This is a genomic window from Synechococcus sp. Cruz-7E5, assembly GCF_024345995.1.
Taxonomy (GTDB): Bacteria; Cyanobacteriota; Cyanobacteriia; order PCC-6307; family Cyanobiaceae; genus Regnicoccus_A.
On record NZ_JAGQCE010000030.1, the window covers coordinates 1 to 5,239 of the forward strand.

Below are 5,239 nucleotides of genomic sequence, written 5' to 3' on the forward strand. Positions count from 1 at the left end.
CCGGTACATCTGCGGCTTTCAGCAGTTGTAGCAATCGTTGATTGCCCTGATCAAGGCCAGTTTATCGACTCTTGATTGCTGAAACAAGCTGCGCCGCAATGGATCAGCCTTTTTCAGGAGTCCCCACGTTAGCGACCTTATCTGAGGAGATTCCCTTGGTGGCCTTCAGGCCATTGCTGGAGCAACGTTACAGACATGAACGCAAGAGCAATGCAGGCAGGAAACGGATTGATCCACTCATCCTCTTCAAGATGCTCGTTCTGCAGCAGTTGTTCAACTCGGGACCCATGCCAAATAGGCTCTCTCGCCCAGTGGGCGTAGTGGGTTGATTGATGACAGGAACGACGGTGCGGGTGATCAGCAGAAGACCCTTGCTGAGAGGTACCGGAATCACAGGCTGGATATTGAGCACATTCAAGCTGCGTTCTCCCTGAGGACCTACGCCGAAAATGGTGTTGTTCAGAAAGGGCAAGCTGATCAGTTATGCGATTGGGTTCTGTGCTTCCTAGCTAGTTCGGCCGTTGCATCAACCTCGCTGGGTCTGTCAGTCGACGCTGGGATCGCTTGGTCGCTTTGCGGTTCGGCCTGGGCCGTGATCACAAGACTCGAATCCTTCCCGAGGGTCAGTGGCTGGCACAGGTTTGCCGGGAGGGGGCTGGCATTCGCTGCAGGCGCGAGCGTCCAAGTCAACAGGAGCATCAAGGGACTGGCGAAGGCCATTTCTCCCTGGGATGATGGGGGCTTCTTCATCCGAGTCAGTCCAGACATCATCCTAGATAGCAGAATATTAGGGAGACCCTGGAAAACCCAGGCTGATCACGGGACAATGGTCCAGTGAACGCAGGCCAGGACTAAATCCATGGGTGGCAGCAGCTCGGGTTCGGAGATTACGAGCAGACCACGGCCCTTACCGAGCCCGTAGGGCGAGCGTGGCGGAGCCACTAGAAGCGCACCAAGCGTGAGAAGTTTCTGGCTGAGATGGAGAAGGTGGTGCCCTGGAAGGCACTCGTCGATCTGATCGAGCCTCACTACCCCAGAACCAGCACGAAAGGCGGCCGCCCTCCCTACCCGCTTGCCACGTAGCCCTTGGCTTCCGCGAAGCGGTTGCTGCGGCTTCACCTGATGCAGCAGTGGTATTCGCTCAGCGACCCAGGCATGGAAGAGGCCCTGATCGAGGTGCCCACCATGCACCTTTTCGCCGGGATCGACCTGATCAGCGACCGGATTCCCGATGAGACCACGATCTTGACGTTCCGCCACCTGCTGGAGAAGCACAATCTCGGCGAGCAGATCTTTGAGAAGGTGAAGGCCTACCTCAAGGACAACGGCATGGCCACGAAGCAAGGCACGATCATCGATGCCACCTTGATCGCAGCTCCCAGCTCCACCAAGAACGAGAAGGGGGATCCGGAGATGCACCAGACCTGCAAGGGCAAGCAGTGGCACTTTGGGATGAAAGTCCACATTGGGGTGGACAAAGACACAGGCCTGATCCACTCGGTGGAGACCACCGCTGCCAATGTGTATGACCTGGCCCCAGCGGCAGCACTGCTCCACGGTGAGGAGGAGATGGAGGGCAAGTCCACCAAGTTTCGGGTTGCCATGCGCCCCGGCAAGCGCCGGGCATTACCGGATACACCCGATGGCCGACTGAAGAATTTGGTGGAGGCTGCCAAGGCTCACATCAGGGCCAAGGTGGAGTATCCCTTCCGCGTGATCAAGCAGCAGTTCGGCTGTCAGAAGACCAGGCTGCGGGGCATGACCAAGAATCGATGCAAGGTGAAAGTGCTGGCCGCACTGACCAACCTGTTCATGGCCCGTCGCCAACTGCTGCTGAGCAGCTGAACAAGGGATCAGTGTACCCATTGGGCACTGATCAGGGAAAAGACAGGGCAAGATCACGCCGAAACCAGAAAATGTTGACTGATCTCGACCTCGAAACCTGCAAGTATGCTTAGTCCGGACATTTTGCGGCTGTTGGTGCTGGCCTGAGCGGCGTTGCCCAGAGGTTCCTTAGGCCTCTGAGCACATTCTTGTGCCAGTGTTCTGAGAGTTGGCTCTGTCGATCTCATCATCCTTGCAGGCTCTGTGACAATGAGGCTCTCGGCCAAGTCAGGTGCCCGCGGTCAGGAAATTTTTTTCAGCAGTTCCTAATTGGAGGTTGGGCTGACAATGAATGCCTCATATACTTTTCTCAGTCGAGTCTGCCCGACAGCTGTCCACTCCGCTATGAGCCCGCCGAAAAATATGAGGACTTTGCGTATGTCGGCCCGAACAGTCTCACGTCGACCACAATATCTTGATGTTCCGGACCAGTGCTCGCGCGAGCGCCAGCGAAAGATGTTTTACGCCGCGTTTCTGGGTGTCGTCGGCATCCAGCACCGAGAACAGGAGCGATCGACCCTTGTCCCAGGCGCCGGCTTCGGTGGCTAGCAGTAGGGCAATCTCCGCATACATCCGGGGACGGGATTTGATGGTCTTTGCCTCGTTGTGCATGTGAATGAACGCCAGCGTATCTGGCACTACTTGGAACCGGTGGCGCTCCGCGATACGTAGCCAGAGCGCCAGATCCATGCAAAAGTGAAGATCGAGCCGCAGGGGCCCAGCCTGCTCCCAGGCCTGACGTGTGAAGAGGCAAGCTGGCTGCATGAAGTTCTGGCCGTTGCACCAGTCCAGCAGGGTCTCACGGGTTACAACCTCAGGTAGGGGGGAGTAGAGAACATGCCCGTCGGCATCGATCTTGCTACCCATGCCGACTATCGCCCCGAGATCCGGGCCGCCACAGCACAGAGCGGTCGCTACGATCCCCAGGGCACTGGGAGCGAAGAAGTCGTCGCTGTTCAACCAGCCCAACACATCGCCCGTTGCGGAGGCAAAGCCTTTGTTGATTGCGTCTGACTGTCCGTCGTCTGGTGCGCTCACCCACACCGAAAGCCATCGCTCGTATCTGCGAAGGATGGCAACCGATTGATCGGTCGAACCACCGTCCATCACGACGAACTCAAGATGTGGATAGCCCTGCAGTAGCACTGAGCGAATCGTAGTTTCAAGGAAAGCTCCTTGGTTGAAGCTCGGTGTGACAATAGAGATGAGAGGCCAGTTCGATCCATCGGGTTTCACCGGCGGAACAGGTGGCGAGCCCACAGTCCATGGCCATCCATGTCGGCCTCTGGGCGGGGCAGGCAGATCCGCAATTGAAATACAGCCGCAGCGGCGATCGGGGCGTGCGGTCATGGCGCCGCTTCGAAGCCCATGAGCAGCTGGCGGCGCAATGGCTCCACGAACTTATGAACCATGATGTTCATGTCGAACGATGTGGCGAGGCCAAGCGGACAGGGCGAGGTGCAGTTGATGAACTAAACTGTATCCATTCACGGGTGGGGACAGTGCAGCGTGAACATCGCCCCTGTTGAACCCTTGGCGACAGTCTGAATCCCGGTTGCATCTCAGGCAGAGATCGCCTGTGATGGGCGTTCCTCCTGCCGCTTCTTCAGAAGCGGACTGGCAGTCGTGGCCGTCAAGCGCCCGAGATTTCATCCGCTCCCAGCAGCAAGAGAACGAGGATCTGCTCCCGCAACTCCTCCAAACCGCCCTCCAGCTACGGGTCGGGTTTCAAGCCCCCAGCGCGTCGCAAAGGCAGTGGCCGCATGCGGGGCGGCCAGCCGCATCATCCATGATACGGCTCCGAGCTGCCGCCGTAGCTGCGAGCTGCTGGAAGGCAATGATTCAAAGCCGTTGCGCCAGCAGGTGATCGCGATTCCGCCGATCACATTCTAATCGAACGCCGGCTGCACCGGCTGGTCTGTCACTGCTGTTCCACCAGCGCCTGCGCCACGCTGCCGGCGGATGTGGAAGCGAGTCGTCATGCGCCATGGCTCAGTGCGCTGGTGGGTCTTCTGGGTAGCACCTTTCCGTTGAGATTCATCAAGACCCAGGCGCTGCTCCATCAGCTGCTGGAGGTGGAGATCAGCTGCGGGACCATCGCAACGATCTGCCGGCGTCTGAGCGCAGCACTGGCGCAACCGATGGCACAGGCCATCGAAGCCGCCCGTCAGCAGCCGGTGGCCTACGCCGATGAAACCGGGACACACGGCCATCGCTGAGCGCCGGGGGGCCAGCGCTGAGATCGGAGCGGAGCTGCTGCGCCTGCAGCAGCAGCTGTTTGCTCAGTGGCACCGCTGGAAGGAGGTCGTGATCGACCTGCTGGCGTTGCAGCAGACCTGCGGGCTGCTCCGACTAATATTTTAGGCCTTTCTGCAGCGGGTGGTGGAGCTTGGCTATCAGCGTGGCGAGCGAATGCCATGGGCCATGACGGTGCGCACTTGCCGGCAACTGTTCCAGGTGGCCGATGGCCTGTGGACCTTCCTCGAGATCGAGGGCGTCGACCCCACCAACAACGCTGCCCTAGACGAATTCTTCTCCGCAGGAGTACGCGCCCTCAGGCCATCGGTGATTCAGCGCAAGATCAGCCATGGCGTCTAATCGACCAGCGGCGCCATTGGCCGCAATCCCCTGCTCACCGTCACCACCACACTGCGGCAACAAGACCGTGATGTCTGGGCGCTTCTGGAGCAGGCCTGGATCGCGCATCACCGCGGCGGGCTGATGCCCTCACTGCCGCCAGATCCATGAGCTCCTCACGACAAGCCGCTGGATCGTTGCTCTCTCTGCGATGAACCCAGAAGGATGCAGTCGCTCGCCGTACGACACGGGCTCTAAATGGATCCACTAAGCTTTTCTATTGCTTCACATTTTATCCAAACCATTCTCGCGGTAGACCCCTGACGGTGGAATGAAGTCTGTCGCGCCGATGTGGCCGCTGCCGATCACTGGCGCCAGAACACCTGATAGAAACTGCGACCCAAGATGATGCTGCGAATCTAATGCTTGGCGAGGCTTGTACCATGAGGGTTTGCATGGTTCTTACCAGGGGACCCTCGCAAACTGAGTTCGTTAAATAGTGACTCGGGCTGTTTCCAGCAGCTAGTCGAGCTTCTCGGTCGGGGCGGGTTCTGCTTGCGAGCACGCTTGTAGAACTCCGCCTGCTTTTGGCAGATGGTGAAGACTTCCCCGATTTGGCGCTGCTGTGGTGTTGAAATCTATGTCTAATTGGGGACTCCTGAAAAAACAAATCGCGAGCTGGCTCGATTGCAGCCAAGGAGTAGGGCGTAGGCAGCTCGCAAGCACGGTTATCTAGCGACCAGCGATTCGGCTGTCTCAAGCAGGCAAATGTTCCTGA

4 protein-coding genes and 1 pseudogene are annotated in these 5,239 nt (G+C 58.6%); 4 read left to right on the forward strand and 1 reads right to left on the reverse strand.

Translation table 11 applies throughout. The features are described from left to right. Nucleotides 1-969: 969 nt before the first annotated feature. Nucleotides 970-1,845, forward strand: a pseudogene (locus KBY77_RS16415) (IS5 family transposase). A 435-nt stretch (nucleotides 1,846-2,280) separates the two neighbouring features. Here KBY77_RS16415 and KBY77_RS16420 read toward each other — a convergent pair. After that, nucleotides 2,281-3,234, reverse strand: a complete 954-nt coding sequence (locus tag KBY77_RS16420) for a glycosyltransferase family 2 protein (protein WP_255106802.1) — start codon at nucleotides 3,232-3,234, stop codon at nucleotides 2,281-2,283. Nucleotides 3,235-3,914: 680 nt separating this feature from the next. Between KBY77_RS16420 and KBY77_RS16425 the strand changes: the two genes are divergently transcribed. From KBY77_RS16425 to KBY77_RS16435, 3 genes are read left to right on the forward strand one after another with little or no spacing between them, the layout of a single operon-like run. Continuing rightward, on the forward strand, nucleotides 3,915-4,103 hold the full coding sequence (locus KBY77_RS16425) for a transposase (protein WP_255106803.1): 189 nt from the start codon (nucleotides 3,915-3,917) through the stop codon (nucleotides 4,101-4,103). Continuing rightward, nucleotides 4,075-4,248 carry a hypothetical protein gene (locus KBY77_RS16430; protein ID WP_255106804.1) on the forward strand — a complete coding sequence of 58 codons (174 nt, stop codon included), beginning with the start codon at nucleotides 4,075-4,077 and terminating at the stop codon, nucleotides 4,246-4,248. Before KBY77_RS16425 ends, KBY77_RS16430 begins: the two co-directional genes overlap by 29 nt. 60 nt (nucleotides 4,249-4,308) lie before the next feature. Then, complete coding sequence (locus KBY77_RS16435) at nucleotides 4,309-4,482, forward strand: hypothetical protein (protein WP_255106805.1); 174 nt, start codon at nucleotides 4,309-4,311, stop codon at nucleotides 4,480-4,482. The last annotated feature ends 757 nt before the right edge of the window (nucleotides 4,483-5,239 follow it).

What these genes read in the sequence shown, in the direction of transcription:
- KBY77_RS16435 (WP_255106805.1), top strand. Translation starts at nt 4,309, where the DNA reads ATGACGGTGCGCACTTGCCGGCAACTGTTCCAGGTGGCCGATGGCCTG.
- KBY77_RS16420 (WP_255106802.1), bottom strand. Translation starts at nt 3,234, where the DNA reads ATGACCGCACGCCCCGATCGCCGCTGCGGCTGTATTTCAATTGCGGAT.
- KBY77_RS16430 (WP_255106804.1), top strand. Translation starts at nt 4,075, where the DNA reads ATGAAACCGGGACACACGGCCATCGCTGAGCGCCGGGGGGCCAGCGCT.